Here is a 26368-nt window from a genome sequence, read left to right as displayed (position 1 = left end):
GTCGTGTTTCAACGAATAGAAGTCAATGGACAGAAAATCATAAAATGAAGGTAATTCATGTTTTGGACAAAATCAACGAATTATCTTCAATAAAGAAGGAGATTTTTTATGTCAGAGAAACAAGTATTTAAAACCACTTGGGGCGGTCGCCCTCTGCAGGTCGAGATTGGTCAAATGGCAAAACAGGCAAATGGTGCGGTATTGGTTCGCTATGGCGACACAGTCGTATTGAGTGCAGCTGTTGCCTCTAAAGATGCAAGAGATTTTGACTTTTTCCCGTTGACAGTGAACTATGAAGAAAAAATGTACGCAGTTGGTAAAATCCCAGGAGGATTCATCAAGCGTGAAGGTCGTCCAAGTGAGCGTGCAACCTTGACAGCTCGTCTGATTGACCGTCCGATTCGTCCGATGTTTGCGGAAGGCTTCCGTAACGAAGTGCAGATCACAAACGTTGTGATGAGTGTGGAACAGGATTGTACGCCGGAAATGGCTGCAATGTTTGGTTCTTCTCTAGCATTGGCAATTTCAGATATCCCGTTTGCGGGACCAATTGCCGGTGTGAATGTTGGTCGTGTGGATGGCGAATATGTATTGAATCCAACGATTGAACAGTCTGAAAAGACTGATATCGAACTGACAGTTGCCGGTACGAAAAAAGCTATCAACATGGTTGAGAGTGGTGCTAAAGAAGTATCTGAAGAAGATATGCTTGGTGCATTGTTGTTCGGTTTTGATGCAATCAAAGAGTTGGTTGCTTTCCAAGAAGAAATCGTCGCAGCAGTCGGTAAACCTAAGATGGAAGTGAAGCTTTTACAAGTAGATGCGGATTTGAAAAAAGAAATTTTCGATGCATACTATGGTACGATGAAAGAAGCTGTAATGACAGAAGAAAAGCTTGCCCGTGAGGACAACATCGACGCTGTTAAAGACCAAGTAAAAGAAGTTTACGCTGAAAAATTCGCTGATTCAGATGAGTTGGATCAGATAACTAAAGAAGTGAAGCAAATCGCTGAAGATCTTGAAAAAGATGTTGTGCGTGAGCTGATCACAATCGATAAAATCCGTCCTGACGGCCGTAAATTGGATGAAATCCGTCCACTTGCCTCAGAAGTAGGAATTTTACCTCGTGTACATGGTTCAGGCCTGTTCACACGTGGACAAACACAAGCGTTGTCAGTATGTACCTTAGCACCATTGGGTGAACACCAAATCATTGATGGTTTAGGTGTGGAAGACAGCAAGCGATTCATTCACCATTACAATTTCCCTCAGTTCTCTGTAGGTTCAACAGGCCGCGCCGGTTCTCCTGGGCGTCGTGAAATCGGACATGGAGCATTGGGTGAGCGTGCAATGGCACAGGTTATTCCAGATGAAGCAGATTTCCCTTACACAATTCGTGTAGTTTCTGAAGTGCTGGAATCAAATGGTTCTTCTTCACAAGCAAGTATCTGTGCTGGTATTCTGGCATTGATGGATGCAGGTGTACCAATCAAAGCACCAGTCGCAGGTATCGCCATGGGCTTGGTTAGTGATGGAGAAAATTATACTATTTTGACAGATATTCAAGGACTTGAAGACCACTTGGGCGACATGGACTTCAAGGTTGCCGGAACAAAAGACGGGATCACTGCATTGCAGATGGATATCAAGATTCAAGGGATCACTGAGCAAATCCTGACAGAGGCATTGACTCAAGCGAAGAAAGCCCGTATGGAAATTCTTGCTGAGCTGACATCAACTCTGAGTGCACCTCGTGAAGAGCTTAGCCAGTACGCACCGAAGATCGAAATGATCCAAATCAAACCAGCTAAGATCAAGGATGTGATTGGTAAAGGTGGAGAAACGATCAATGGTATCATCGATGAAACTGGCGTGAAGATCGACATCGATCAAGAAGGTAACGTAAGTATCGCTTCTGCCGATGCAGATATGATCAAAAAAGCAATCAAGATCATTGAAGAGCTGACAAAAGAAGTTGAAGTTGGTCAAGTCTACTTAGGGAAAGTTGTTCGAATTGAAAAATTCGGCGCATTCGTTAACCTGATCAAAGGAAAAGATGGACTGGTTCATATTTCTCAGCTTGCAAATGAACGTGTAAATAACGTGGAAGACGTTGTGAAGCTTGGCGATGAAGTGCTTGTAAAAGTAACAGAAATCGACAAGCAAGGTCGTGTCAACGTTTCAAGAAAAGCATTGTTGAACGAAGAAAATAAATAAATATTAAAAAGATTTGATTATCTGAAAAACGAATGGGTGCAGCAGCAAACAACCTGTTCGTTTTTCCTTATATATGAATCCTACTGAAAGAAATGACAATTAATTTTATTTCCTTTGTTAGACACTTGGATCAACGGTCATTTTTCGTATGAGGAATCTTTAAAAGGTTTCATATAGTAAAAAATGATAAAAAAAGTTAAAGAGCGCTTGCGCCTCTTTTGTTTACAGTGAATTAGTGGTAAAATTAATGCTATCAGTTTGAAGACTATCTGAGGTGTCGTAGTGAAAAAATTCAACCCAAATAAAAATATAATCATTACTTTGATATTAGTAATTATCGTTGTTATTGTAATCAGTCTAACTGCCGCACAACGAGCAGGAGGAAAAAATAATCCCGTTCAATCTGTTGTAAATGACGGAGTCGGACTCGTGGACAAGATGATTTCAGCACCGGCTAAAGCAGTTGCCGGAAGCCTGACTTCTTTGTCGGATCTTTTTAATACATATGATGAAAATCAACGTTTAAAGACCAAGATTGATAGCTACAATGATCTGGCTATTCAAAATGATAATTACCAGAAAGAAATCGATGCGTTGAAAGCAGAGCTTGAGCTGAACGAAACGCTGACAGATTATGAAAAGGTCACAGCGAATGTCATTACTCGCTCGCCGGATACATGGCAGGATATCATGGTCGTCGACAAAGGAAGTGCAGACGGCATTGAAGTCAATATGGCAGTCATGTCTCAAAAGGGCTTGATTGGTCGAGTGATCGAAGTCAATACCCTCTCATCAAAAGTGGAGCTGCTTACATCAAAAAATCAAAACTCCAATCATTTTCCTGTACGAGTTAGTTCTGAAAATGATGACTCATATGGATTATTGAAGGAATACGATGAAAAGGAACAAATGCTGGTTGCTACGCAGCTTACTGGTAATACGGAAATCAAGGTTGGGGCAGTAGTTCAAACCTCCGGATTAGGGGGGAACTCACCAGCCAATTTACCAATAGGAACTGTTGAGAAGGTTGAACCGGATTTATATGGCTTAGATCGAGAAGTTTATGTTAAACCATATGCGGATTTAGATGATTTTAAAGTTGTGACAATTATTCAAAGATCGGCAGGGGGAAATGAATGATTCCAAAGGAAAAAGTAAAATACTTTGCGCCTGCTATTTTCTTTCTATTGCTGCTGATTGACGGTCAGTTGACAATGGGAGCAGAAAACATACTGGATAATATTTATTATCCAAGTGTTCATCTTTTGCTTTTAGCCTATTTATTGCTCATTCCAAATTTGTCCAAAGGTTATGTAATCGTCAGTTCCCTTATCATCGGACTGATTTGCGACAGTTATTATTTAGGTGTGCTGGGAATCTACACAGTTGCCTTAGTTGCTACTGTGATGCTCATGTATACGTTTCAGGGAATCGTGGAAACAAATATTCCCACTGCTTTCTTTGGGATGGTTATATTCGTTACCAGCTATGAGTTGATTGCAGTTGCGCTGCAGGTGATTTTCCATCTATCTAACGTCGGACCAATCATATTCGTGACGAGGGTGCTGGGGCCTACACTGCTATTTAATATGTTGATATTCGTGTTATTTTTCTATCCAATGAAGAGGCTATTTTCTACAAAGTAGTCTCTTTTTTGTTATGTTTTTCGGTTTTTATTCTATAATATTTGTTATTTTAAAAAAGTTGTTGAAACAGTTTTGTAACATTACTTTTATATAGATGACATAAATCTGTGTTACAATTTGAGTGTTGTGAACTGGAAATTAGATGAAGAAGTTGAAAACATACATACTTATACATAAATTCGGAGGAATAAATTAGTGAAAAAGAATCTCTTATCCACTTTGATGGTTTGTTCGCTGGTATTAACAGCTGTGAGCCTGCCAGTGTCTGTGGAAGCAACAGATTACGACACGCAAATCAAAGAACAGGATCAAAAAATAAATGACTTGAAAACAAAAGAAGCAGAAGCGGAAACTGCATTAGCGGAAATCGAAGATGAGTTGAATACAACTGCGGATAAAATCGATGAGCTTTCAGATACGAAAGATCTTTTGACTGAGGAAATCAAGTCTCTTTACAATGAAATCTCTGATTTGAATGTTCGAATTCAAAAAAGAGATGTGCAGATGCAAAAACAAGCAAGAGATGTTCAAGTCAGCGGAAATGGAACAAGCTATCTTGAAGTTTTGTTGAACTCTGAATCTATTTCTGATGCATTGACAAAAGTACAAGGACTTACCACATTGGTAAATGCCAACAACGATTTGTTAGAGCAGCAAACTACAGATAAAGGGACAGTAGAAGAGAAGACTGAAGTAGTTGAAGGTCAGATTTCAGCTTTGGAAAAAGCGGAAAAAGATTTGAACGATAAACAGGATTCTTTGGACACATTGAAGCTTCAACAAGAAATTGCGAAAAACGAATTAGAAGCGCAACGTGCAACAGAAGAAAGTAAAAAATCTGAATATATCTCGCAAAAAGAAGCGGCTGAAAAGAAATTAGAAGAAGAACAAGCTGCACAAAAGAAAAAGCAAGAAGAAGCAGAACGACTTGCTCAGGAGATTCTAGCGCAGACAACTAGAACCAATGTGATCGAAGAAGATGGAACAACATCAACAATCGTCACCCCTGAACAGTCAACTTCTACAGGCGGCAGCAATGGAGCCGATGTTTCTATACCTGAAAGTGCAGGAGAAGTTTCTTCTGCGAAGCAAGCAGCAATCAGTGCAGCCTTAGCCGATGTAGGCAACAGCTATCCGACCGGGTGGGGCGCACAAGGCGAATGTCTGGTATCAGTTCGTCGGTGGTTGAACGCAGGCGGCATCAATTTTGCAGTAGGCGGACCTCATAGCGGCTATTCAGCATCTGGTGCAACGCAAGTATCTTTATCTGAAATAAAACCGGGAGACGTCATTCAGTATGAAAACATTTATACTCCGGAAGGCTGGATCGGCGGCGTTCATACGGTATTGATCGTAGGCGTCAGCAATGGGACACTTCATATCGTGGAAGCCAACAACCCTGGCGGATCAGGTTATGTATCAACAACAAAGGGCTGGACACCGGCACCACCTGCTAACTTTAGAGCAGTGGTTTGGCGTTTTCCAGGATAACTCATAACGATGAATAAACGAGTGTGGGACAGGAATCTGCTCCCACACTTTTTGATTCCTTTAATCCGAATAAACGGCGGAACAAACTCTATATATGTTGAGGAACGAAGCAGAGCATAGTGAGAACCGTAGGAGCTGCTTTTGTTCCATCTTGTTTTTTCGAAAAAGATACCACATCCTGTTTAAGAAAAATAATCGATAAATGTTGATATATGAAGATTTTTGCTTATTTATTTGATTTGAAACACTTTTGTAATATTTCTATTATCTCTGTGACATAGGAATATGTTAAACTGATGAAGTCATTAATTGAAAAAAGAATTTTTTACTGTTATAGTTAACTTTAAATAATTTGTCGGAGGAATGAATAGTGAAGAAAAGTGTTATACCAATGCTGATGTTAAGCTCATTAGTACTTTCAACAATTGGACCTTCTACAACGGTGTTTGCGGATGACGTTGATTCGAACATCCAACAGCAGGACCAAAAAATTAGCGGATTGAAAACACAGGAAGCAACTGTACAAACACAGATCGCTTCTTTACAAAATGAAATTGCAGGAATCGCTGTTCAATCAGACGAGCTGCAAGTACAACAAACTGATTTAAGAGACCAAACAGCAACTCTTGAAACGGAAATTGCTGATTTAACAAAACGTATCGAAAAGCGTGAAGAAGCTATTCAAGGTCAGGCACGTGACGTACAAGTAAACGGCAGCCTAAGCTATATGGATGCAATTTTATCAGCAGATAATTTCTCTGATGCTATTAGTCGTGTTCAAGCAATGACAACAATCATTGGTGCGAATAATGACTTAGTTCAACAGCAAAAGACTGACCAACAAGCAGTCGAAGCGAAAAAAGCTGAAAACGACGAAAAATCAAAACAAATCGAAGAAAACCAAGTAGCTTTGGAAGCTCAAAAGGGCGATATCATCAAAGCACAGCTTGACTTAGAAATTTTACAGACTGGTCTTGCAGCGGAACGTGCAACTGCAGAAGATCAAAAGGCTTCATTGGTTCAGCAAAAAGCTGAAGCCGAAGCACAAAGAGCTTTAGTAGCACAACAAGAAGCAGCAGCGAAAGTAGCAGCTGAACAAGCTATTGCAGCTGAAACAGCAGTTGTTACTGAAGATACAACAAGCTCATCAACTACTGGAACATCAACTAGTACTGAGAGCGGCAATACAAATACTGGAAATACTGGTGTAGTCGAAACACCGCAAACACCAGAAACACCGCAAGTACCGGAAACACCACAAGTGCCGGAGACACCACAAGTACCGGAAACACCGCAAGTACCAGAAACACCAGCACCACCTGCAACTGGTGGCTCAGCAGTTTCTGTTGCGGCAGCACAAATTGGTAAATCATATGTTTGGGGTGCAAAAGGACCAAACAGCTTTGACTGTTCAGGACTAGTTTATTATGCATTTATGACTTCTCAAGGTCGTAATGTAGGTGGATATACTGTTGCCCAAGAGGGTGCAGGAACTCGTATTTCTGTATCTGAAGCACAAGCAGGAGACTTATACTTCTGGGGTTCACCAGGAGCTTCTTGGCACGTAGCAATTGCTACTGGCGGAGGCGGCTTCATCCATGCGGCTAACCCAAGTGAAGGTGTAACTACTGGTAACGTAGGTTCTTACACACCAAGCTTTGCAGTTCGTATGTAATTTTAATTGAATAATCAAAAAGATCTGGAGACATCCAGATCTTTTTTTGTTTAAATCTAATAAATACTGAAAGAGAGTGATGATTGATTCTGAAAGAGGTAGATCTTCAAAGGGGTTTTATCATTTCTTTGAAGGTAGAGTGGTGGATGAATAAGTCAATGCCTGAAAGCTAATCATAGAAAGCTTTCAGGCATTGATTTTCTCTATTTATATTCTTCTGTCAATGCAAGGAACTCATTGATATCTGCAATCACTAAGTCAACTGCATGCTGCCAGAATTCCGGTTTTGTCAGATCCACCTGCAGATGCTTTTGTGCCAGCTCTTCTGAGGTCATGGAAGCTGTATCTCGCAGCAAGTCAATGTATTTATCCTCAAAATCAGCGCCGCTTTGCTGTGCAATAGCATAGATACCCATACTGAATAGATAGCCGAAGGTATATGGGAAATTGTAAAAGGGCACATCATCAATAAAGAAGTGCAGCTTGCTTGCCCAGAAATGTGGGTGGTATTGATTTAGTGAATCTTGGTAACTTTCTTTTTGAGCAGTAAGCATCAGCTCAGTGATTTGTTCTTCAGTCAGTAAGCCTTCTTTTCTTGCTTGGTAGTAGCTTTTCTCGAAGATGAATCGAGCATGAATATTCATAAACATAGCATTGGCATTTTGCAGCTTTGCATCTAGTAAATTGATTTTTTCTTCTTTTGTTTTCGCTGTTTTTAAAGAAGCATCAGCAACAATCAACTCCGCAAAGGTACTAGCGGTTTCAGCGACATTCATTGCGTAATCTCGATTTAGTGTAGGAAGATCCCACATCACACTGCTGTGGAAAGCATGTCCCAGCTCATGCGCTAAGGTTGCGACTTCGTTGATTGAACCGCCAAAGGTCATGAAAATTCGTGATTCCTTCGTTTCAGGTAATTCTGTACAATAACCGCCGGGCCGCTTTCCAGGGCGATCCTCTGCTTCTATCCAGCTTTTCTCAAAAACTTCTTTAGCAAACTGCTCCATTTTAGGACTGAATTTTTCAAAATTTTCGAGAATAAAATCCGCAGCTTGATCAAATGAGAATGTTTTCTCTTGTAGATTGCCTAGAATGACTGGTGCATCCTGATCCTGCCAGTCCATTTTTTCTTTACCGAAGAGCTGGGCTTTTCGAGTAAGGTAATTGATGAAGTGCTGTTTGTTTTCTGTAATGACCTGCCACATCGTTTGCAAGGTCTGTTCGCTCATTCGGTTGTAGGTCAACGGCTCACTCAGAAAATCATCGATCCCATGAAGCTGATAGTCACTGAGTCGGAAACCATCTAAATGATTTAATGTATCCGCCAGCAAAGGAGATTTTTCCTGCCATGCGGCTTCCCATTTTTCAAATAATTTCTGTCGAACAGCTTCATCAGGATCACTGGTCATTCGGTTAAAGGCTTGTCCGGCAGAAAGCTGTACCACGCTGCCATCCTTTTCAGTGTGAGAAATCGTAAGTGTGGAAACAATTGTGTCATAATGCCCACTCCAAGCAATTAGGCCATTGAGTGAGAGGGTGTTGATGATGTCTTCTTCTTTTTCTGAAAGAAGTCGTTTTCCTTCTGTTCTCAATTCATCAAGACGGAAGGCCAGTTGTTTTAATGAATCCTGCTTAATAAATAACGCCCAATTCGCATCAGTGATTTCTGTCAGCTTCTTTTTCAGTAACGTATCCCCTAGCTGTAAAGCAGGAGATAAATCATTGAGAGCACCTAACAGAACCTTTGCATCACTATCTCCTGTGTTGGCAGCCAGCAATGCATTTATATAGCTGCTGCATTGACTGAATCCTTCTACTGCAGTGCTTTGCAAGGCGATGATTGCTTCAAGCTGTTTTTCTTTATCCGCAGCGTCAATGGTCCATTGGCGAATGCTTGTCTGATACTGATTTGCTTGTTTTTTCAATTCCTCCATTCTTGTTTTTAACTCTTTAGAGGAACTTCCTCCGGGAAAGATACTATCTAAATCCCAAGTAAGAGAGTAGCTCATAAAACAACCTTCTTTCTTTTCTGTAGTTATTTACCTATTATAACGTAAAACCCATTGTTTCTTATAGCGAAAAAGGCTAATATTAATGAGGTGGGGTGATGAAGTGAAAGGTTTATTTAAAAATAGCAATTTGTATTTAGTTATAGCATTTATTATTATGGGCATCCTGTTCTACAGTTCTTCACAGACCTATGAAGAGCAATCTCAGCTTGGTCTGTTGCAGCGATTATTGGTTGATGAGCCGTTTAAGGAGCGCTTGAGTGGTATTTCATTTGTTTATGCTTCAGAGGAAGTAAGTATTCAAGCAAGAGGATATTTCAGCTTTATTGAGTTCTTTATTCGAAAGGGTGCTCACTTTGGAACGTATTTCCTTTTATCAACAAGTTGGGTCATTGGCTTGAAGCCTCGAATCAATCAGCTGGGGCTGACGGTCATTGTTTCTTGGCTGGCGGCTACAGGTTATGCTGCTTTGGATGAGCTGCATCAGATGTTTACGGGCGGTCGTTCCCCGTTGTTTCAGGATATTGCACTGGACTCAATCGGTGCGTTGACTGCGGCAGTTCTGTGTTTAGTGATTATCGGCTGGAAGAGTCGGAAGAAATAGTATGTTAGACAGTTCCTGCTTGTTGTGAGGGACTGTTTTTTGATTGTTTAAGTGATAGTTGTAGAAAAGTTGCACTTAGAAGAAAGAATAGTACAATTATAGATGAGTCCTGTGGAAGAAATGAGTTTAAAAAGTATTTTTTTTGCCTGCACGAGGGACAGCAGCGGTTTTTTACGTGATGGAATCTTTAAAGGGATTTATATAACATAGAAGAAAATGTGGAGGAGGAAATAGAATGGCAGGGCATAGTAAGTGGAAGAATATTCAAGGTAGAAAAAATGCGCAGGATGCAAAAAGGGGAAAGATATTTCAGAAGCTTTCCAGAGAGATCTACATGGCAGCAAAAAGCGGTGGAATTGATCCCGCGATGAACCCCTCCCTGCGTTTGGTTATTGATAAGGCAAAATCAGCGAACATGCCGAATGACAATATCGATCGTGCCATAAAAAAAGCCGGCAGTTCAGGGGATAACGAGCACTATGATGAAATCACCTATGAAGGCTACGGCCCGGGTGGTTCAGCGGTACTTGTTTATGCATTGACGGATAATAGGAATCGAACAGGGACAAATGTCCGTACGGCCTTTAATAGAAATGGTGGGTCATTAGGAGAAAGCGGTTCGGTCAGCTATATGTTTGATCGCAAGGGATATCTGGTCATCGAACGTGCCGGACTTGACGTGGATGAGGATACGCTGCTAGAGCAAGTACTTGAAGCCGGTGCGGAGGATTTGGAAACATCGGAAGAGGTATTTGAGGTTTATGCGGCTCCTGAGGATTTTGCGGACGTTAGGGATCAACTGCAGGAGCAAGGGTATACATTTGCTCAAGCAGAGCTGACGATGATTCCTCAGACGCTTGTGACACTCACAGAGGAACAAAATGAAAAACTGCAAAATTTAATTGATAAGCTGGAAGATGATGATGATGTTTCTGAGGTATTCACTTCAGCGGAGCTCTAAGTCTGTTGCAGATTGATCAGTCTATGGAATAGAAAAAGAGCATGTCTGGCAGTAACAACTGATGAATAAAATGACATATCATGAAAAACGGTGGTGTTCTAATGGAATGCCGCCGTTTTTTTGTTTGCAGAAGGATTTCTTTTGAAGAAGTCCTGTATAATCAAAGTAGATGGACTCTGTGAAAGAATAGAGCAAGCGCCTATTTCCTTTAGCTACAACGAAATATCGCTTACCTTGTCATAAAAAGTACAATAGGAAGTATAAAATAAAGAAATTAGAAAAAGTTTCCAACCTTTTCTATCGCTCAATCGTCTAACAAGCAAAGAAGGTGAAAAAATGAAGAACGTACTGGTTGAAAAAGCAATAGATGGAAGCCGTGATGCCTTAGAGGTACTTTTGAAGGAGCATTATCAGCAATTATACAAGACGGCCTTTCTCTATGTGAAAAATGAATCCGATGCCCTCGATATTGTGCAGGATGCAGTGATCAAAATCATGAATAAAATAAATACACTCCAATTTCCGGAATATTTTACGACATGGGCGGTACGAGTCGTGATTTTTACGTCTCTGGATCATTTGAAGAAGAATGCGGCGTATATGGAGGAAATGGATGAACAGATCTGTGATCCTGAAAAGGGGTTATCGAATGAAGAACACTTGGATATCTATGAAGGGATACGAAAGCTGCCTCAGCATTTGCAGGAGGTAACGATTCTTCATTATTTTTATGGGAAAAAAGTAAAAGAGATCAGTGCAGTTCTGAATGAACCCTTGGGGACGATAAAATATAAGCTGCATGAAGCACGAACGAAACTAAAAGGATATCTTGAGGAGGGAGAGCAATGAAACTGAATCAAGAATGGAAACAACAATGGGACGAGATAGAAGTTCCGGAACTGAAAATCACACAAATCATTGAGAAAACAACTGAGAAGCCCGAGAAGCTGACGCTTATAGAAAAAATCAAAACAGCTGTTAAACCGATCAAATTAAAGTTTCGCAAACGGACATGGTATTTACTAGCTACAGGTGCACTGGTGCTGGTGGTAGGGACTGGCGTCTACTGGTCTCGACAGGAAACAATGAAGTATTCCTATGATACTGCAACACAGGAAGCGGATTATAGCAATGGTGAAGCGGTGGTGAATGAGGAAGCAGAATCAAATTTTGATGCGGAACCAAGCACTGTCGGAGCTGGAGACAGCGAGGCGAAGAGTAAGGATGATGCACCAACTGCGGTTTCTGATAAGACTGCTCGATTTTATGAGTATTCGAAGCAAACGACGGATTTTTCTGGAGATATTGATAAGCTGGAAAAATTGATTGACGAAAGCGGCAGCTATATTGAAACCTCGAATAGAAGCAATTGGTCCGGTGATTTACAATCTGCTTATTACAAGATTCGGATTCCGGAAGCAGGTAACGGTAGTAAGGAAACGCTGGAGAAGCTTCGTGAAATCGGTGATACCATCGATGAGAATGTCCGGACAGAGAACTACTCTTCAACATATACAGATAATGAAAGTCGTATTGAAGCATTAGAAACAGAGGAAACTGCATTACTGGGAATGCTGGAAAAAAGTGATAAACTGGAGGATATGCTGAAAATTCAGGAACGCTTATCCACGATTCGTGCAGAAAGAGAGACACTTGTCCGTTCCAATAAGGGCATTGATAACCAAGTTGACTATGTAACGGTGGAGCTTTCTATTGATGAGGTCAACAAGGTTGAGAAGAAGCAGGAAAGCCCTTCCTTGACTACGCGAATTTCAGGGAATTTGGAAAAACAGAAGCTGTTTTGGAAAGAAAAAGCTGAAAACCTGATCGTTTTCACAGCAAGCAACAGTATTTATTTCCTGATAGGTTTGGTCGTCCTGGCCTTCTTGGGATATAAACTAAAAAAAGGGAAAAAGAACAATAAAAAGAAAAAAACAACAGTTGAGTAAATCAGCTGTTGTTTTTTTCGCGTTTAATAAAGCGATAGGGGATTGATAAACGGGTATTCTTTGGTTCGAATAGCAGTTGAAAAGCTTCTTCGCCGCAACGATCTAAATGATGATCAACTGTAGAAAAATGTAACAGATGACCGGCAAGCAAATTCTCCTCACCAATGATTTTTATCGAGTGAAGGTCGACTGTTTGAAGAATACCAGCAGCCACTTCATCGCTGTTTGCGAAAATACCATCTAGCTGCGGTAATTGCGCAAACAGCTTGCCGGCTTTGACACCACCCTCATAATTGCGGCAATCAGGGATGACCAATGAGTCTTCAGGAAAGTGCCCGAAGACTTTTTTATGGGCATTCAGCATCAGTGCTGTACTGGGACTGATCGACTGATGTCGTCCAACGGCCAGTCCGATGTGGCGCAGCCCGCTTTCTTTGAAGTGCTGAAAAACCTCCACATAGGATTCCTCTCTATTAAAAGAGACACAGGAAATCGGATAATCCCCAGTATCCTCACAACAGACGATAGGGCCGTATTTCAAATGCTGTTGGATCGTTTCAAAGGAAATAACCTTTGATGTGATGATGAGTCCATCAAAGGCTTTGGCGGCTAACTGCTTCAAGTAGTATTTTTCCTTTTCCGCTTCGTAATTTGTCGGCAGTAGAGTGATTTTGTAGCCTTCTTTAAAGGCTGCGTTCAATACCCCGCTGATGATTTTATCGTAATAAGGGACATTTGCATATGGAATCAGTACCCCGATGTTTTTTGATAGGCCGTAGCTCAGGTCTCTAGCCTGAGCGCTAGGGACGTAGTCCAGCTCATCGATAATTTCGAGGATCTGTTTTCTTTTTACTTCAGATACATAGGGATGACGGTTCAGTACACGGGAAACCGTTGTGACAGAACAATCAGCCAGCCGAGCGATATCACGAATAGTCGTCATAGTAGTCTCCTTGTTGTCAGTTGGTCAATGCTTCTACAGGTTCAAGTCTTTCAAGTGCAGCAACGAAGAACAATAGCTTAACAATAGATCACGGACGGTAATCTGGATTCTATATAAGAGACGATGCCGTTGCCGTAATCGACAAAACGGTAGTCCTCGTTTTCACTGGAAAAATAGATAGAAGGGCAGTCGTCTTTTTGTACAGCTAATTGAGTAAGCTGAGTTAAGTCTATCGTTTTATTGAAGGCTTTACAATAGCTGTTTAAGCTGTCTACTTCCATTATACCGTTATTGATACTGACAGTAACGAAATAAAAATCCATTCCTAACGTGTCACTGTATTCTACAATAGCCTGAATCATGATGAATTCCTCCTTTGTTTTCTTTACTATACTTTCTGAAACGCGTAACAGGTCAAGGGAAAAATAATAAAAAGGCATCTCTTTTGTAATTTTGGCAAGTCGGGCATATACTCAAGGCGAGCAAGAGAATTGAAAGGAGACTATCGAATAATGTTGAAAATAAGTGAAGGAAAAAAAGCTGCGCTGGAACGTCTATCCTCTAAAAATGGAATCATTGAGGCGCTTGCAATCGACCAACGCGGCTCCTTGAAGAAAATGATGGCCAGTTTTGGCGAAAATAATGCAGAAGAAGAAATCATTCATTTCAAAAAAGCGGCTTCTGAAGAGCTGACAAAATATGCTTCAGCCATTTTACTTGATCCGGAGTATGGCCTGCCTGCTGCAAAAGAACGTGCAGCGAATGCCGGTTTACTTCTAGCTTATGAAAAAACAGGTTATGATATTTCCACTCCGGGAAGAATGCCGGATGTCCTTGAAGATTGGTCCGTAGCGAGGCTAAAAGAAAAAGGCGCAGACGCAATCAAATTCTTACTGTACTATAACCCGGACGACGATAGACGGATCAACCATTTGAAGCATGTGTTTGTGGAACGATTGGGCAGCGAGTGTGAAGGAGAAGACATTCCGTTTTTCCTTGAAATCGTGACCTATGATACAGATATCGAAGATGTTCATTCAGCAGATTTTGCTCGAATCAAGCCTAGAAAGGTCATCGAATCTACGAGAGAATTTGCGAAACCGAAATATCATGTGGATGTTCTGAAACTGGAAGTACCAGTAGACATGAATTATGTAGAAGGCTTCTCTGACAGTGAGTCTGTTTATTCTAGAAAAGAAGCATTGAGTTACTTCAAAGAACAAAGTGAGGCAGCAGCACTGCCGTTTATCTTCCTTAGTGCTGGCGTAACGATGGAGCTATTCCAAGAAACGATTAAATTTGCAAAAGAAGCGGGTTCAACCTTTAATGGTGTTCTTTGCGGTCGGGCAACTTGGCGTGATGGTGTGAAACCCTATGTGATGAATGGCGAGGAAGCCGGAAAAGAATGGTTCAGGACAAAAGGAAGAGACAATATCGAAACCTTGAATGAGATCGTGGAACAAAGTGCTAGTTCTTGGCGTGATAAGGTAGAATAGGATTCGAATAAAGACTTCAAAGCTACGGAAATGCTGATTTTTTCAACATTTTCGTAGCTTTTTGCATTTTTAACTGGTATCTAAAAAGATACCTTTATTTATGTATAAAAGGATGGTTTTACGGAAATATCACTATAAATATAGTATTATTGGTTGACTTTGTAAACGTTTTTGCTTTATACTCATATTGTGGTTACTACCAGTTGGGGTTTGTTGATCAAATAGGGGATCTGACAAGCTCAATCGACAATAAAATGAACTGTCTTCAGTGATAAAGGATATTGTCAGTTCTACTTTTGTAGGAACTATTAGTAGAATGGTATGCGAAACGAAGAGTGGAGTGGATTTTCAAAGGGAAATTCACTTCATTAAGATGAGTTAGCCGATTAGGAAAAGTTCCCTATATCGCTCATGAGCTAGCTCCACTCAACAATAAGTCAAAACATGCCTCATGGTAAAGAACACCATGTGTCAGTTTTGCTCTTATTGTTCGGGAGCTGTTCAAGCTCATTCAGCTTTTCTAGTGTCTAGCTTCATGAGTCAGCTCAATCAACGATAAGACGAACTGTCTTCAGTGATAGAGGGCATCACTGAGCCAGTTCCCTATATCGCTCATGAGCTCTCGACTCATTCAGCTTTTCTGAGTGTCTAGCTTTACAGACTAACTTCTTCGGCAATAAGATAACTTTCCTGCACTGGTAAAAAGAGTACCAGTGAGTCAAGTTCCTATATTGCTCGGAAGTTGAGCAAGTCTGTTCAGCTTTTCTTAAATACCAGTGAAAGGATGTGAGAATATGATTGGCTGTATTTTAACAGGGCATGGCAGTTTTTCCCCGGGAATGATGGGTGCTGTAGAGATGATTGCTGGACCTCAAGAGCTTTTTGAAGTAATTCCTTTTCGAGAGGAGGAAGCATTGGAGGCTTTTGAAGGAAAAATGACACAGGCGTTAGAAAATCTTTCGTCGGCTGAGGGCATTGTGATATTTACGGATCTTCTTGGAGGGACACCATTTCGAACAGCGATGCTGGCAGCTTCCGGCAAGGAGCAGGTACAAGTGATTGCAGGGACCAACCTGCCGATATTGATTGAGGGTAGCGGTCTTCGTCAGGCATTTGATTCTGTTGAAGATTTTATCCCCGCAATTTTGGCTATCGGAAAAGATGGCTTGATGCATGCAACACTTGATTTGATCGATGTATCAGCAGCAGAAGATGAGGAAGAAGGGATATAATCATGTGGCAAAACATATTGGCATCATCGATTGTAATGATTGTTTTTCTTGGCGCGATGGCACTCGTTTATTATCTTCTCAATTATAAGGGCGTCAAGGCTCAGAAGGATCATTACAGAAAGCTCCACCAAGAGCTGGCTGTCGGTCAACAGGTCGTTTTCTTAAATGGGATCTACGGTACATTGACTCGAGTAGGAGATGAGACGGTTGATGTGAAGGTGAAATCCAATGCAGTGATGGAAGTTTCGAGATTCGCTATTACGGAGGTTGTGACGAAAGCAGCGAACTGATTCCGGAATACTATTTTAAGCTCCGGAAAGTTGACCCATACTTAGGCCACAAACTTTTTAATAAATATATAAATCCTATTAAAGAAATAACAATTGCTGCTAACTCTTTTGTTACACATTTTTCATGTGATAAATCCTTAATAGTATTCATATAGTTCAAGAAAGGGGAAAAGAGACATGCCGAATATTTTACTGACACGTATCGATAATCGCTTGATTCATGGACAAGTGGCAACACAATGGAACGGTTCAATCGGCTCTAATTTAATTTTAGTAGCAAATGACAAGGTAGCAGGGGATAAGGTCAGACAGGGACTAATGGATATGGCTGCACCAAATGGCGTTGCAACACGTTATTTCACATTGCAGAAAACCATTGATATTATTCATAAAGCTTCAGCGAATCAAAAGATTTTTATCATTGCTGAGAATCCTGAAGATGTGTTGACACTAGTGGAAGGTGGTGTACCGATCAAGAAAGTCAACATCGGCAACATGCATATGGCTGAAGGAAAAAGACAAGTGGCAACAACCGTAGCAGTCGATGATCAGGATGTGGCAGCCTTTAGAAAGCTGCAGGATGCAGGCGTAGAATTAGAAATTCGCCGTGTGCCGACCACGCCTGTGGAAGACACGAAGAAACTTTTTAGTTAGAGCTGGAAAGGAGATAAAAAAATGGATTACAGTATTCTGCAAATATTATTAGTGTTTTTAGTAACCTTTATTGCGGCGATCGATCAGTTCAGTTTTTTAGAGTCTCTGTATCAGCCAATTGTGACCGGTATGGTCATTGGGTTGATTTTAGGGGATTTGCAAACAGGCTTGATCGTTGGTGGTACGTATCAGCTGATGACGATCGGGAATATGCCGGTTGGAGGCGCGCAGCCGCCAAATGCAGTAATCGGTGGGATCATGGCCGCGGTTCTGGCGATCACATTGAAGCTTGAACCAACAGTAGCAGTTGCAACAGCAATTCCATTTTCATTATTAGGACAGTATGGCGTAACGTTGATTTTCTCATTGATGTCTCCAGTTATGACTGTGGCTGACAACTATGCACATGAAGGGAATACCAAGGGGATCGATAAGATCAACTATCTGGCAATGCTGGCTTTGGGAAGCATTTTTGGTATTATTGTTGTTTTATTCTTTATTGGTGGTCAGGCGTTTGGACAAACCGTTGTTGATGCAATTCCTGAGTGGCTGATGGGTGGTTTGAGTGCTGCCGGCGGTATGATGCGTTATGTCGGGTTTGCTATTTTGCTTAAGGTGATGGTATCAAGAGACATGTGGGGCTTCTACTTCTTCGGCTTTGCTATGGCTGTTATTGTAATGGCAGCACCAAGCTTGAGCGGACCTGCATTGATCATTCTTGCATTCATCGGCTTTGCGCTAGCTTTCTGGGACTATCAGATCCAGACGAAATTCAAACAGTCCGCGACTACTAACGTTGGAGGTGACGAAGATGGCATATAACATTCCTGATAACTATCAGAACACTACGCCAGCTAATCAGCTGGATAAAAAGACTCTGAACAAGATGGTTTGGCGTTCCCTGTTTCTGCAGGCATCCTTCAACTATGAGCGGATGCAGGCCGGCGGCTGGTTGTATTCAATTCTTCCGGGACTGAAAAAGATTCACGGAGACAATAAAGATGATTTATCTGCATCCATGAGTCATAATCTAGAGTTTTTCAACACTCACCCGTTTTTAGTTACTTTTGTTATGGGGATCGTTCTTTCCCTGGAACAAAATAAAGCTGATATTCCAACGATTCGTGCGGTCCGTGTGGCGGCAATGGGTCCTCTAGGTGGTATTGGAGATGCGTTGTTCTGGTTTACCTTGGTTCCTATCACTGCTGGTATTACATCAAATATGGCAATTGATGGAAACATTGCGGCACCATTCATTTTCTTACTGGTATTCAATATTGCTCAGTTTGCTCTGCGTTTCTTCTTGATGAACTGGTCGTACAAGCTTGGAACAGATGCAATCGGTGTTCTGACGGAAAATGCGAAAGAGTTCACTCGTGCGGCGAGTATTTTGGGGATTTTCGTTGTTGGCGCCTTGACGTGTGTATATGGTGCAACAAAAGTGGATGTCAAGATTCCAAATGGCACAACCAATGCGCTGTATTCAGTAACAGAGGTGGTACCTGCTGCGGATGTTCACAAGTTTGATGAGTACATCTACAAAAAAGATGATGATGGCAAGCTGACAGATGACGTACAGGATGCCGGTGCTGATGAAAAAGCATTGGGTGTGAAAGAGCTGGCTACCGGAGATTTTGAAGTAACCTATAATCAAAATGAAACAAGAGATGTAACAATCAATATTCAAGAAATATTGGATGGTATATTGCCTCAAATGATTCCATTGGCATTGACGATGATGCTGTACTTCTTCTTGGCGAAACGTGGTTGGACACCTTTGAAATGTATCGGTTTTGTTCTGATCATTGGGCTGGTGGGCTCCGGATTTGGCCTGTGGCCGTCAATCTGGCCATAGAAGAGGCTGTAACAGAAGGAATCAACTAGCCAATGGCAGGCTTCGGGAGCTAGTCGAGCTTATTCCGCTTTTCTGGTTGTCTAGCTTCATGAGCTAGCTCCTCTCAACAATAAGTCAAAAAGTGTTTCATGGTAAAGGACACCACGCACCATTTTCGCCTTATTGTTCGGGAGCTGGTCGAGCTCGTTCCGCTTTTCTGGTTGTCTAGCTTCATGAGCTAGTTCCTCTCAACAATAAGTCAAAAAGTGTTTCGTGGTAAAGGCCACCACGCACTATTTTCGCCTTATTGTTCGGGAGCTGACCAAGCTCATTCCGCTTTTCTTACAACCTCTGTCTAAACCATTGTATTTCATCAAAAGAATAGGTAGACTTATCATGTGGTAATTACCACTTGTTAGTAGCAGGAAGAAAGTCATCGATTTTTAGAGATAAATGATAGATAGCCTTAGATCCAACAGTGCGTTGCACTATGTAAGTGTGACTGTTGAGTGGCAAAAATCGGCTTTTTGACAAGCTGCTTATTCGGGAGGGGAAGACTTTGGAAAGAAAGAGAAGACAACCATTATATGATCAGCTGGTCGATCTATTGAAAGAGCAAATTGAAAATGATTTAGAGCCGCATGCGATGCTTCCGTCAGAGCGGGAGCTGTCTGAGAAATACGGATTAAGCCGTACGACGGTTCGTCTGGCATTACAGGAATTAGAAAAAATGGGCTATATTTATCGTCAACACGGCAAAGGAACCTTTGTTTCTTCAATCAGTCAAGAAGTAACGAATTTGACTGGGGGCTACAGCTTTACAGAACAAATGAGGTCTTTAGGAAAAGAGCCGGTGACGACGATTTTAGAGTTTCGGATCGTTGAAGCGAATAAATTTTTTGCAGAGCATTTGAATCTTTCGCTTGGAGAGAAAATCATTAAAATCAAGCGCTTAAGAAGTGCCGATGATATGCCGATGATGGTGGAGCGTTCTTATTTGCCTTATAAAAAGTTTATGACGATGAAACGGGAAGATCTGGAAGTAAAGCCGCTGTATGATTTATTTGCTGATGATTATGGTGAGACGATCAAGCTGGCTGAAGAAGAATTTTATGCAAGTATTGTAAGTGATAATGATGCGAAGCAGTTGGATGTGCCTTATAGTGCACCGAGTCTTAATCTGGTTCGGACAACATATAATATAAAGAACGAAGTGATCGAGTTCACACTGAGTGTTGCTCGAGCTGATAAGTTTCGCTATAAGGTACGCCATGTTCGCTGACTAAAACAAGGAGGCGCATGCTGAATGTTTGAAAAAAATGCAGACATTTTAAAGAAAATGGGTGCGGATATCACAACAAGTGAAATCAAACAACAGCCTGAATTATGGCAGGAAACACTGGAAATCTATAAAAAAAATGAAGTAGCAATCCACGCTTTTCTCGAAAAGATAAAAAAGACGACTGACCGAAAAATTCGCGTGATTTTTACCGGAGCAGGAACCTCTCAATACGTTGGAGATACCTTGGTTCCTTACTTAACGCGAAATGGCGACAACCACAGCTTTTCATTTGAGAGTATTGGTACAACAGATATCGTGGGTGCACCTTATGACTATTTACTGCCGGAGGAAACGACGATCCTGGTTTCCTTTGCCCGCAGCGGCAATTCTCCGGAGAGCTTGGCGGCAGTTGCTGCAGCGGATAAAATCGTCAAACAGCTCTACCATATCACCATTACCTGTGCGGCGGATGGTCAGTTGGCATTGGCAGCTGAAAACGAAGAAAACATCTTATTATTGTTGATGCCGTCGAAATCAAATGATAAAGGCTTTGCGATGACAGGCAGTTTTACATGTATGACTCTTTCTGCTTTGTTGATTTTCGATCAGGAATCTCTGTCACAGAAAACAGCATATGTACAGGCTATGCAGGAGCTGGGACAAGAAGTGATTCAGCGTGAGGCTGAAATCCAAGCGGTATTAGATCGTGAATACCAGCGAATCGTTTATTTGGGATCAGGCTCTTTAAGCGGCTTGACCAGGGAAGCGCAGCTGAAGGTATTGGAGCTGACAGCGGGACAGATTGCGACAGTATTCGATTCTTCACTTGGTTTCAGACATGGACCGAAATCATTCGTAGACAAACGGACAATGGTCTTTGTATTCGTAAGTAATGATGTGTATACAAGAAAATATGATTTGGATATTTTGAATGAGGTTCATGGAGACGGAATTGCTGCAGCTGTAGTGGGTATTGGACAAGCTGGGGAAGGTTCCTTTTCGGAAACAGCATTTACCTATTCAACGCAGGAGGTACTTTTGCCGGAGGCTTATCTGGCATTACCTGATATTTTGTTTGCACAGACTGTTGCACTACACAGTTCCATCAAGGTCGGTAATACACCGGATACACCATCGCCAACAGGAACAGTGAACCGTGTCGTTCAAGGTGTGACGATCCACGAACTTTCCTAAACAGTGACTGGGATAAATGAGGTATTTCTTTTACTATATTTGTATAAAGATTTAAGGGGCCGGGATATTAGTTGGAGAACTAGTATCTCTGTCACTGTTTTTGGTGTACCCATTTTTCAAATTATCAAGCTATTTTTGAGTCAGGTTCAAGAATCGATGAGTGAATAAGTATGTTTTCGTTGATGAATCAATGGCAGCAGTTTTTGCTAACTAGAGAAAGAAGGAATAGAAAAAATGAGCAGCTATTTTATTTATGCAGATCGTTTCTTTTTAAAAGGCGGCGTAGAGACAGAGGGGTATCTGGCAATTATTGATGGTCATTTTGGTACGTTTGTGAAAGAAAAACCAGATGGGAAAATTGTTGATTACAGTGGTCGCTGGATTGCTCCGGGACTGGTAGATACTCATATTCACGGGTTTCTTGGTCATGATGTGATGGATAATAATTTTGATGGGATCAAGGAGATGTCCAAAGGGTTGCTTAGCTGTGGTGTGACCTCCTTTCTACCCACAACGCTGACAGCAGGTGTTGAAACCTTGAATGAGGTGACTGCTTCGATCGGTGAACATTATAAGGAGGTAGAAGGGGCTAAGATTCAAGGGATTTTCTTTGAGGGGCCATTTTTTACAGAAGAGCATAAAGGGGCACAAAATCCTGGTTATTTTTCTGATCCGGATATTGAAGTATTCAATCACTGGCAGAAGCTGGCGAACGGATTGATCAGAAAAATCGCTTTAGCGCCTGAAAGGCGAGGTGCGGCGGATTTCATCCAAGCTGTCACTAAGCAAGGAGTAGCGGTGGCACTGGGTCATAGCTCTGCTGCTTATGCTGAGGCAAAGGCGGCTGTTCATGCAGGTGCATCAATATTTGTTCATACCTACAACGGGATGAGTGGATTAAATCATCGAGAACCAGGAATGGTCGGAGCTGCGATGAACACAAAAGAGGCTACTGCTGAACTGATTTGCGACGGGCATCATGTACATCCGGCGGCAGCGGAAATCCTGATTCGCACTAAAACGCCTGAGAAGACAGCGTTGATCACGGATTGCATGCGTGCGGGAGGAATGCCGGACGGAGAGTATACATTAGGAGAGTTTCCGGTTGATGTGAAAAATGGTGCTGCACGTCTTACCTCTAATGGAAGTCTGGCGGGAAGTATTCTACAGCTGTTTGATGGCGTGAAGAATGTCGTGGATTGGGATATTGCTACTGTAGAGGAAGCGATTAAAATGGCATCCTTTGTTCCGGCAAAGAGTGTGAATATTGATGATCGCTGCGGCAGTATTCAGTCTGGTTTACCTGCTGATTTTCTGGTTATCCGTCCAGATATGACCTTATTGGAAACCTACTTAGATGGACATTCTATGTATAAAAATGAAGAGAAGAATTGAGAAGGGGATATAGAGATGCTGAAATTAAGCAAAGAGAAAAAGGCGGCTATGGATCGTCTGTCAACAAAGGATGGACTGATCGAGGCACTGGCGATCGATCAGCGTGGAGCGCTGAAAAAAATGATTACTGCACTGGGGGCAGAAGCAAAGGGAGAACAAATCAGTGATTTTAAAGAATTGGTATCAAAGGATCTGACGCCATTTGCGTCATCCATTTTGCTTGATCCTGAGTATGGACTGGCAGCGGCGCAAGCTCGTGACGAAGAAGCAGGCTTATTGTTAGCTTATGAAAAAACGGGCTATGATGCTTCTACGCCGGGGCGTCTGCCGGATCTTTTAGAAGATTGGTCTGTTCTTCGTTTGAAAGAAGCGGGGGCAGATGCAATCAAATTCCTGCTGTATTACGATGTGGATGAGGAGCCGGCAATCAATCATTTGAAGCATGTTTTTATTGAGCGTTTAGGTAGTGAGTGCATCGGGGAGGATATTCCTTTCTATCTAGAATTGGTTTCTTATGACGCGCAGATTTCTGATGCAGCATCGCAAGAATATGCTAAAATCAAGCCCCATAAAGTAATCGAGATGATGAAAGAATTTTCGAAGGACAAATACAACGTGGATGTTTTAAAAGTTGAGGTCCCTGTCAATATGAATTATGTGGAGGGCTTTGCCGAACAAGGTATAGATTCTTTATATTCAAGAGAAGAAGGCTTGGCGTACTTTAAGGAGCAAAGTGAAGCGACGCATCTGCCGTTTATCTTTCTGAGTGCCGGCGTTTCTGCGGAGCTGTTCCAACAGACATTAGAATTTGCAAAGGAAGCAGGCTCTACCTTTAATGGGGTACTTTGTGGAAGAGCGACATGGAAGAATGGTGTTCAGCCTTTTGTGGAAAAAGGCGAATCTGCGGCTCATGACTGGCTACTTTCAGAAGGAAAAGCCAATATTGAAACCTTGAATGAAGTGGTTAATCGTACAGCCTCTTCATGGCATGATAAGGTGGAAGTGGAATAGAGAGGGGCAGTTGGTAATAGAGGGAAACCACGGATACCCTAATAGTTATTCTGGATTTAGTAAATGAAGGTCTGATGTGCTTAGGCGGCTGGTATTTATCTACTTACCAGTCGTTTTTTCTATCAAAGAAGGAGGAAACAGGATGATTTTGACGATAACGATGAATCCGTCTGTTGATATGTCTTATCCATTGCCGCATCTGAAATTAGATGCTGTTAATCGTGTATCACAGGTATCGAAAACTGCTGGAGGCAAGGGACTTAATGTAACGCGTGTTCTATATCAGCTGGATAAGGATGTTTTAGCGGCAGGTGTCATTGGCGGGCATCTAGGTGCCTATATTAAAGAGAAATTGACAGAGGAAGGGATCTCGCATGATTTTACAGAAATTATGGAAGAGTCAAGGAACTCAATAGCCATCCTTCATGACGGAGGACAGCAGACAGAGATTTTAGAAAAAGGACCGGTTGTGAGTCGAGAAGAGGAACAGCGGTTTATTCTTCGGTATCAGCATCAGCTGGAAAAATGCTCTTTGGTAACGATTTCCGGTAGCTTAGCTGCCGGTTTGTCAGCTGACTTGTATGAACAGCTGATTGCTTTGGCAAAGGAAGAGCAGGTTCCTGTGCTGTTGGATACATCAGGGAATGCATTGAAGAGCGCTGTGACTTCTGAAAGTAAACCATTTTTGATCAAGCCGAATGAGACCGAAATTGCAGAGCTGTTATCGGTAGATACAACAGAGAAGGATTCACTGATTGAACAGCTGCAGCATCCGTTGTTTGATGGTATTGAATGGATCGTTGTTTCAATGGGTGGAGAGGGTGCTGTAGCCAAGCATCATCGAAACTTTTATCGGGTCACTATTCCTAAAATAGAGGTGGTCAATCCTGTGGGTTCAGGAGATGCGACATTAGCTGGCTTGGCAGCTGGAATCAATGAGGGCTGTTCTGATGAAGAAATACTGAAATGGGGGATGACGACAGGGATGCTGAATGCCTTGGAGGCAAAAACTGGTCATATCGATCCGCAGAATATAGACAGGCTCTTTAACCAAATCATAGTAGAGCAAATTTATTGAAAATAATAACGATTGTTTGCTCATCTGGTCACAAATATTGGAAATCGCCTTGCACATCGCTTTTTCTTACTTTATAATTTTTACATGACTATGTAAGAATGTATAAAAAATGAACAGAAAAGAAGGTAGAGCGTATGAAAATTGGTATTCCGAAGGAAATAAAAATTGGTGAAAACCGTGTGGCATTACCTGCTGCGGGTGTTTTAGATTTAGTCAAAGCAGGGCATGAAGTGTTTGTGGAGACAAACGCAGGAGCAGGAGCTTCAATCAAGGATGACGAGTATATTGCAGTGGGAGCAGCAATCGTCGCAACTGCTGAAGAAGCATGGGCACAGGAAATGGTATTGAAGGTCAAAGAACCGTTGGCAGAAGAATACCACTTTTTAAGAGAAGATCTTGTTCTGTTCACATATCTTCACTTGGCAGCAAACAAGCCTTTGGCAGAAGAGCTGATGAAGAGCAAAATCAAAACAATCGCTTATGAAAGTGTACAGCTTGAAAACGGTGCTTTGCCATTGCTGTCTCCTATGAGTGAGGTTGCTGGTAAATTGGCAACACAAATCGGAGCAAAATGCTTGGAGAAGGTTCCTGACGGGAAAGGGATCTTATTAGGCGGAGTTCCGGGTGTGCGTAAAGGAAATGTGACGATCATCGGTGGCGGTATCTCAGGTACGAATGCAGCGAAGGTTGCTTTAGGTATGGGTGCAGACGTGACGATTTTGGATGTGAGCACAAAGCGTCTACAAGAGTTGGACGATCAGTTCAGCGGTTCAGTGAAAACGTTGATGTCTAATCAATTCAATATCCAAGGTTCTGTGAAAAACGCTGATCTAGTGATTGGTGCGGTTCTCCTTCCGGGGCATAAAGCACCGGTACTTGTGACAGAGGAAATGGTAAAATCAATGCCTGAGCATTCAGTCATTGTTGATATTGCTATTGATCAAGGCGGAATCTTTGAAACAATCGACAAGGTAACAACACATGATCAGCCGACATATACAAAGCATGGCGTGATCCACTATGCGGTTGCCAATATGCCGGGAGCCGTTCCTCAAACATCTGCTTATGCTTTAGCGAATGCAACATTGCCGTATGTGATGGAACTGGCTAATAAAGGCTTTGAAGAAAGTATCAAGCAAAACCCTGCACTGAAAAAGGGTGTTAATACCATCGATGGAGCAATGACTAATCCGGCAGTAGCCGCAGATTTGGAGTTGCCTTATACAGATGTTGAGACATTTATCGGGTAAAAATAAAAAAATCGAGAGTGGGACAATAGTCAGAAAAAAATCTGATCATTGTCCCACTTTTTTTGATTTAGGGGTACATAAAAAGCACACAACCTTGTATGATTAAAGTGCCTAAACCCAATCAAAAGGAGCGTGCTTTTATGTTTAAAGATTATAC

At 41.8% G+C, this 26368-nt stretch carries 24 protein-coding genes; 21 read left to right on the top strand and 3 right to left on the bottom strand.

Annotated features, from left to right (window positions below):
• Positions 1-108: 108 nt before the first annotated feature.
• From pnp to I6N96_RS16185, 5 genes are all read left to right on the top strand, one after another.
• On the top strand, positions 109-2217 hold the full coding sequence (gene pnp / locus I6N96_RS16205) for a polyribonucleotide nucleotidyltransferase (RefSeq protein WP_209558613.1): 2109 nt from the start codon (positions 109-111) through the stop codon (positions 2215-2217).
• 282 nt (positions 2218-2499) lie between these two features.
• Positions 2500-3357 (top strand): rod shape-determining protein MreC, encoded by an 858-nt coding sequence (gene mreC, locus I6N96_RS16200; protein WP_209558612.1) that lies wholly within the window; start codon positions 2500-2502, stop codon positions 3355-3357.
• A complete protein-coding gene (gene mreD, locus I6N96_RS16195) occupies positions 3354-3863 on the top strand; it encodes a rod shape-determining protein MreD (RefSeq protein ID WP_209558611.1) in 510 nt (169 codons plus the stop codon). The genes mreC and mreD overlap by 4 nt, the downstream gene beginning before the upstream one ends.
• 222 nt (positions 3864-4085) lie before the next feature.
• The gene (locus I6N96_RS16190; protein ID WP_209558701.1) at positions 4086-5354 is read left to right on the top strand and encodes a coiled-coil domain-containing protein; all 1269 of its coding nucleotides are present in this window, start codon (positions 4086-4088) and stop codon (positions 5352-5354) included.
• Positions 5355-5724: 370 nt separating this feature from the next.
• Complete coding sequence (locus I6N96_RS16185) at positions 5725-7029, top strand: C40 family peptidase (RefSeq protein WP_347339093.1); 1305 nt, start codon at positions 5725-5727, stop codon at positions 7027-7029.
• A gap of 203 nt (positions 7030-7232) precedes the next feature.
• Here the strand turns inward: I6N96_RS16185 and I6N96_RS16180 are convergent, their stop codons facing one another.
• Positions 7233-9038, bottom strand: a complete 1806-nt coding sequence (locus tag I6N96_RS16180) for a M3 family oligoendopeptidase (RefSeq protein ID WP_209558610.1) — start codon at positions 9036-9038, stop codon at positions 7233-7235.
• A 103-nt stretch (positions 9039-9141) separates the two neighbouring features.
• On the opposite strand from I6N96_RS16180, the gene I6N96_RS16175 reads away from it, so the two are divergent.
• From I6N96_RS16175 to I6N96_RS16160, 4 genes are all read left to right on the top strand, one after another.
• Positions 9142-9642, top strand: coding sequence for a VanZ family protein (locus I6N96_RS16175; RefSeq protein ID WP_347339092.1), 501 nt, complete (start codon positions 9142-9144; stop codon positions 9640-9642).
• Between the two features lie 235 nt (positions 9643-9877).
• Complete coding sequence (locus tag I6N96_RS16170) at positions 9878-10603, top strand: YebC/PmpR family DNA-binding transcriptional regulator (protein WP_209558608.1); 726 nt, start codon at positions 9878-9880, stop codon at positions 10601-10603.
• A gap of 336 nt (positions 10604-10939) precedes the next feature.
• Positions 10940-11452, top strand: coding sequence for a sigma-70 family RNA polymerase sigma factor (locus tag I6N96_RS16165; RefSeq protein ID WP_209558607.1), 513 nt, complete (start codon positions 10940-10942; stop codon positions 11450-11452).
• Positions 11449-12552, top strand: a complete 1104-nt coding sequence (locus I6N96_RS16160) for a DUF4349 domain-containing protein (protein ID WP_209558606.1) — start codon at positions 11449-11451, stop codon at positions 12550-12552. Before I6N96_RS16165 ends, I6N96_RS16160 begins: the two co-directional genes overlap by 4 nt.
• Position 12553: 1 nt before the next feature.
• Here the strand turns inward: I6N96_RS16160 and I6N96_RS16155 are convergent, their stop codons facing one another.
• Positions 12554-13495 carry a LacI family DNA-binding transcriptional regulator gene (locus I6N96_RS16155; RefSeq protein WP_209558605.1) on the bottom strand — a complete coding sequence of 314 codons (942 nt, stop codon included), beginning with the start codon at positions 13493-13495 and terminating at the stop codon, positions 12554-12556.
• Between the two features lie 77 nt (positions 13496-13572).
• Positions 13573-13857, bottom strand: a complete 285-nt coding sequence (locus tag I6N96_RS16150) for a hypothetical protein (protein ID WP_209558604.1) — start codon at positions 13855-13857, stop codon at positions 13573-13575.
• 150 nt (positions 13858-14007) lie between these two features.
• Between I6N96_RS16150 and lacD (I6N96_RS16145) the strand changes: the two genes are divergently transcribed.
• The 12 genes from lacD (I6N96_RS16145) to ald all read left to right on the top strand — a co-directional run bounded on the left by lacD (I6N96_RS16145) (position 14008) and on the right by ald (position 26211).
• Positions 14008-14991 (top strand): tagatose-bisphosphate aldolase, encoded by a 984-nt coding sequence (gene lacD, locus I6N96_RS16145; protein ID WP_209558603.1) that lies wholly within the window; start codon positions 14008-14010, stop codon positions 14989-14991.
• Between the two features lie 794 nt (positions 14992-15785).
• A complete protein-coding gene (locus I6N96_RS16140; protein ID WP_209558602.1) occupies positions 15786-16223 on the top strand; it encodes a PTS sugar transporter subunit IIA in 438 nt (145 codons plus the stop codon).
• 2 nt (positions 16224-16225) lie between these two features.
• Positions 16226-16513, top strand: a complete 288-nt coding sequence (yajC, locus tag I6N96_RS16135) for a preprotein translocase subunit YajC (protein WP_245187009.1) — start codon at positions 16226-16228, stop codon at positions 16511-16513.
• A 177-nt stretch (positions 16514-16690) separates the two neighbouring features.
• Entirely contained in the window at positions 16691-17167 is a 477-nt protein-coding gene (agaV, locus tag I6N96_RS16130; RefSeq protein WP_209558601.1) for a PTS N-acetylgalactosamine transporter subunit IIB, read from the top strand.
• Between the two features lie 21 nt (positions 17168-17188).
• The gene (locus I6N96_RS16125) at positions 17189-17989 is read left to right on the top strand and encodes a PTS mannose/fructose/sorbose/N-acetylgalactosamine transporter subunit IIC (protein ID WP_209558600.1); all 801 of its coding nucleotides are present in this window, start codon (positions 17189-17191) and stop codon (positions 17987-17989) included.
• Positions 17979-19022, top strand: a complete 1044-nt coding sequence (locus tag I6N96_RS16120; RefSeq protein ID WP_209558599.1) for a PTS system mannose/fructose/sorbose family transporter subunit IID — start codon at positions 17979-17981, stop codon at positions 19020-19022. The genes I6N96_RS16125 and I6N96_RS16120 overlap by 11 nt, the downstream gene beginning before the upstream one ends.
• Positions 19023-19560: 538 nt before the next feature.
• Positions 19561-20283, top strand: a complete 723-nt coding sequence (locus tag I6N96_RS16115) for a GntR family transcriptional regulator (RefSeq protein ID WP_209558598.1) — start codon at positions 19561-19563, stop codon at positions 20281-20283.
• Positions 20284-20307: 24 nt separating this feature from the next.
• Complete coding sequence (locus tag I6N96_RS16110) at positions 20308-21477, top strand: AgaS family sugar isomerase (protein ID WP_209558597.1); 1170 nt, start codon at positions 20308-20310, stop codon at positions 21475-21477.
• A 234-nt stretch (positions 21478-21711) separates the two neighbouring features.
• Positions 21712-22872, top strand: a complete 1161-nt coding sequence (gene nagA, locus I6N96_RS16105; RefSeq protein WP_209558596.1) for an N-acetylglucosamine-6-phosphate deacetylase — start codon at positions 21712-21714, stop codon at positions 22870-22872.
• 15 nt (positions 22873-22887) lie between these two features.
• Positions 22888-23883 (top strand): tagatose-bisphosphate aldolase, encoded by a 996-nt coding sequence (lacD, locus tag I6N96_RS16100; protein ID WP_209558595.1) that lies wholly within the window; start codon positions 22888-22890, stop codon positions 23881-23883.
• A gap of 142 nt (positions 23884-24025) precedes the next feature.
• Positions 24026-24961, top strand: coding sequence for a hexose kinase (locus I6N96_RS16095; protein WP_209558594.1), 936 nt, complete (start codon positions 24026-24028; stop codon positions 24959-24961).
• Between the two features lie 134 nt (positions 24962-25095).
• A complete protein-coding gene (gene ald / locus I6N96_RS16090; RefSeq protein WP_209558593.1) occupies positions 25096-26211 on the top strand; it encodes an alanine dehydrogenase in 1116 nt (371 codons plus the stop codon).
• The last annotated feature ends 157 nt before the right edge of the window (positions 26212-26368 follow it).

The organism is Enterococcus larvae (assembly GCF_017830045.1).
Lineage (GTDB): Bacteria > Bacillota > Bacilli > Lactobacillales > Enterococcaceae > Enterococcus_L > Enterococcus_L larvae.
The sequence above is the reverse complement of the archived record's forward strand: the minus strand, read 5'-3'. Positions and strand labels throughout refer to the sequence as shown.

Excerpts from the sequence above, each read along its gene's own strand:
- pnp (WP_209558613.1), top strand. The coding sequence starts at position 109 with ATGTCAGAGAAACAAGTATTTAAAACCACTTGGGGCGGTCGCCCTCTG.
- mreD (WP_209558611.1), top strand. The coding sequence starts at position 3,354 with ATGATTCCAAAGGAAAAAGTAAAATACTTTGCGCCTGCTATTTTCTTT.
- I6N96_RS16190 (WP_209558701.1), top strand. The coding sequence starts at position 4,086 with ATGGTTTGTTCGCTGGTATTAACAGCTGTGAGCCTGCCAGTGTCTGTG.
- I6N96_RS16180 (WP_209558610.1), bottom strand. The coding sequence starts at position 9,038 with ATGAGCTACTCTCTTACTTGGGATTTAGATAGTATCTTTCCCGGAGGA.
- I6N96_RS16170 (WP_209558608.1), top strand. The coding sequence starts at position 9,878 with ATGGCAGGGCATAGTAAGTGGAAGAATATTCAAGGTAGAAAAAATGCG.
- I6N96_RS16165 (WP_209558607.1), top strand. The coding sequence starts at position 10,940 with ATGAAGAACGTACTGGTTGAAAAAGCAATAGATGGAAGCCGTGATGCC.
- I6N96_RS16160 (WP_209558606.1), top strand. The coding sequence starts at position 11,449 with ATGAAACTGAATCAAGAATGGAAACAACAATGGGACGAGATAGAAGTT.
- I6N96_RS16155 (WP_209558605.1), bottom strand. The coding sequence starts at position 13,495 with ATGACGACTATTCGTGATATCGCTCGGCTGGCTGATTGTTCTGTCACA.
- I6N96_RS16150 (WP_209558604.1), bottom strand. The coding sequence starts at position 13,857 with ATGATTCAGGCTATTGTAGAATACAGTGACACGTTAGGAATGGATTTT.
- lacD (WP_209558603.1), top strand. The coding sequence starts at position 14,008 with ATGTTGAAAATAAGTGAAGGAAAAAAAGCTGCGCTGGAACGTCTATCC.
- I6N96_RS16140 (WP_209558602.1), top strand. The coding sequence starts at position 15,786 with ATGATTGGCTGTATTTTAACAGGGCATGGCAGTTTTTCCCCGGGAATG.
- yajC (WP_245187009.1), top strand. The coding sequence starts at position 16,226 with ATGTGGCAAAACATATTGGCATCATCGATTGTAATGATTGTTTTTCTT.
- agaV (WP_209558601.1), top strand. The coding sequence starts at position 16,691 with ATGCCGAATATTTTACTGACACGTATCGATAATCGCTTGATTCATGGA.
- I6N96_RS16125 (WP_209558600.1), top strand. The coding sequence starts at position 17,189 with ATGGATTACAGTATTCTGCAAATATTATTAGTGTTTTTAGTAACCTTT.
- I6N96_RS16120 (WP_209558599.1), top strand. The coding sequence starts at position 17,979 with ATGGCATATAACATTCCTGATAACTATCAGAACACTACGCCAGCTAAT.
- I6N96_RS16110 (WP_209558597.1), top strand. The coding sequence starts at position 20,308 with ATGTTTGAAAAAAATGCAGACATTTTAAAGAAAATGGGTGCGGATATC.
- nagA (WP_209558596.1), top strand. The coding sequence starts at position 21,712 with ATGAGCAGCTATTTTATTTATGCAGATCGTTTCTTTTTAAAAGGCGGC.
- lacD (WP_209558595.1), top strand. The coding sequence starts at position 22,888 with ATGCTGAAATTAAGCAAAGAGAAAAAGGCGGCTATGGATCGTCTGTCA.
- I6N96_RS16095 (WP_209558594.1), top strand. The coding sequence starts at position 24,026 with ATGATTTTGACGATAACGATGAATCCGTCTGTTGATATGTCTTATCCA.
- ald (WP_209558593.1), top strand. The coding sequence starts at position 25,096 with ATGAAAATTGGTATTCCGAAGGAAATAAAAATTGGTGAAAACCGTGTG.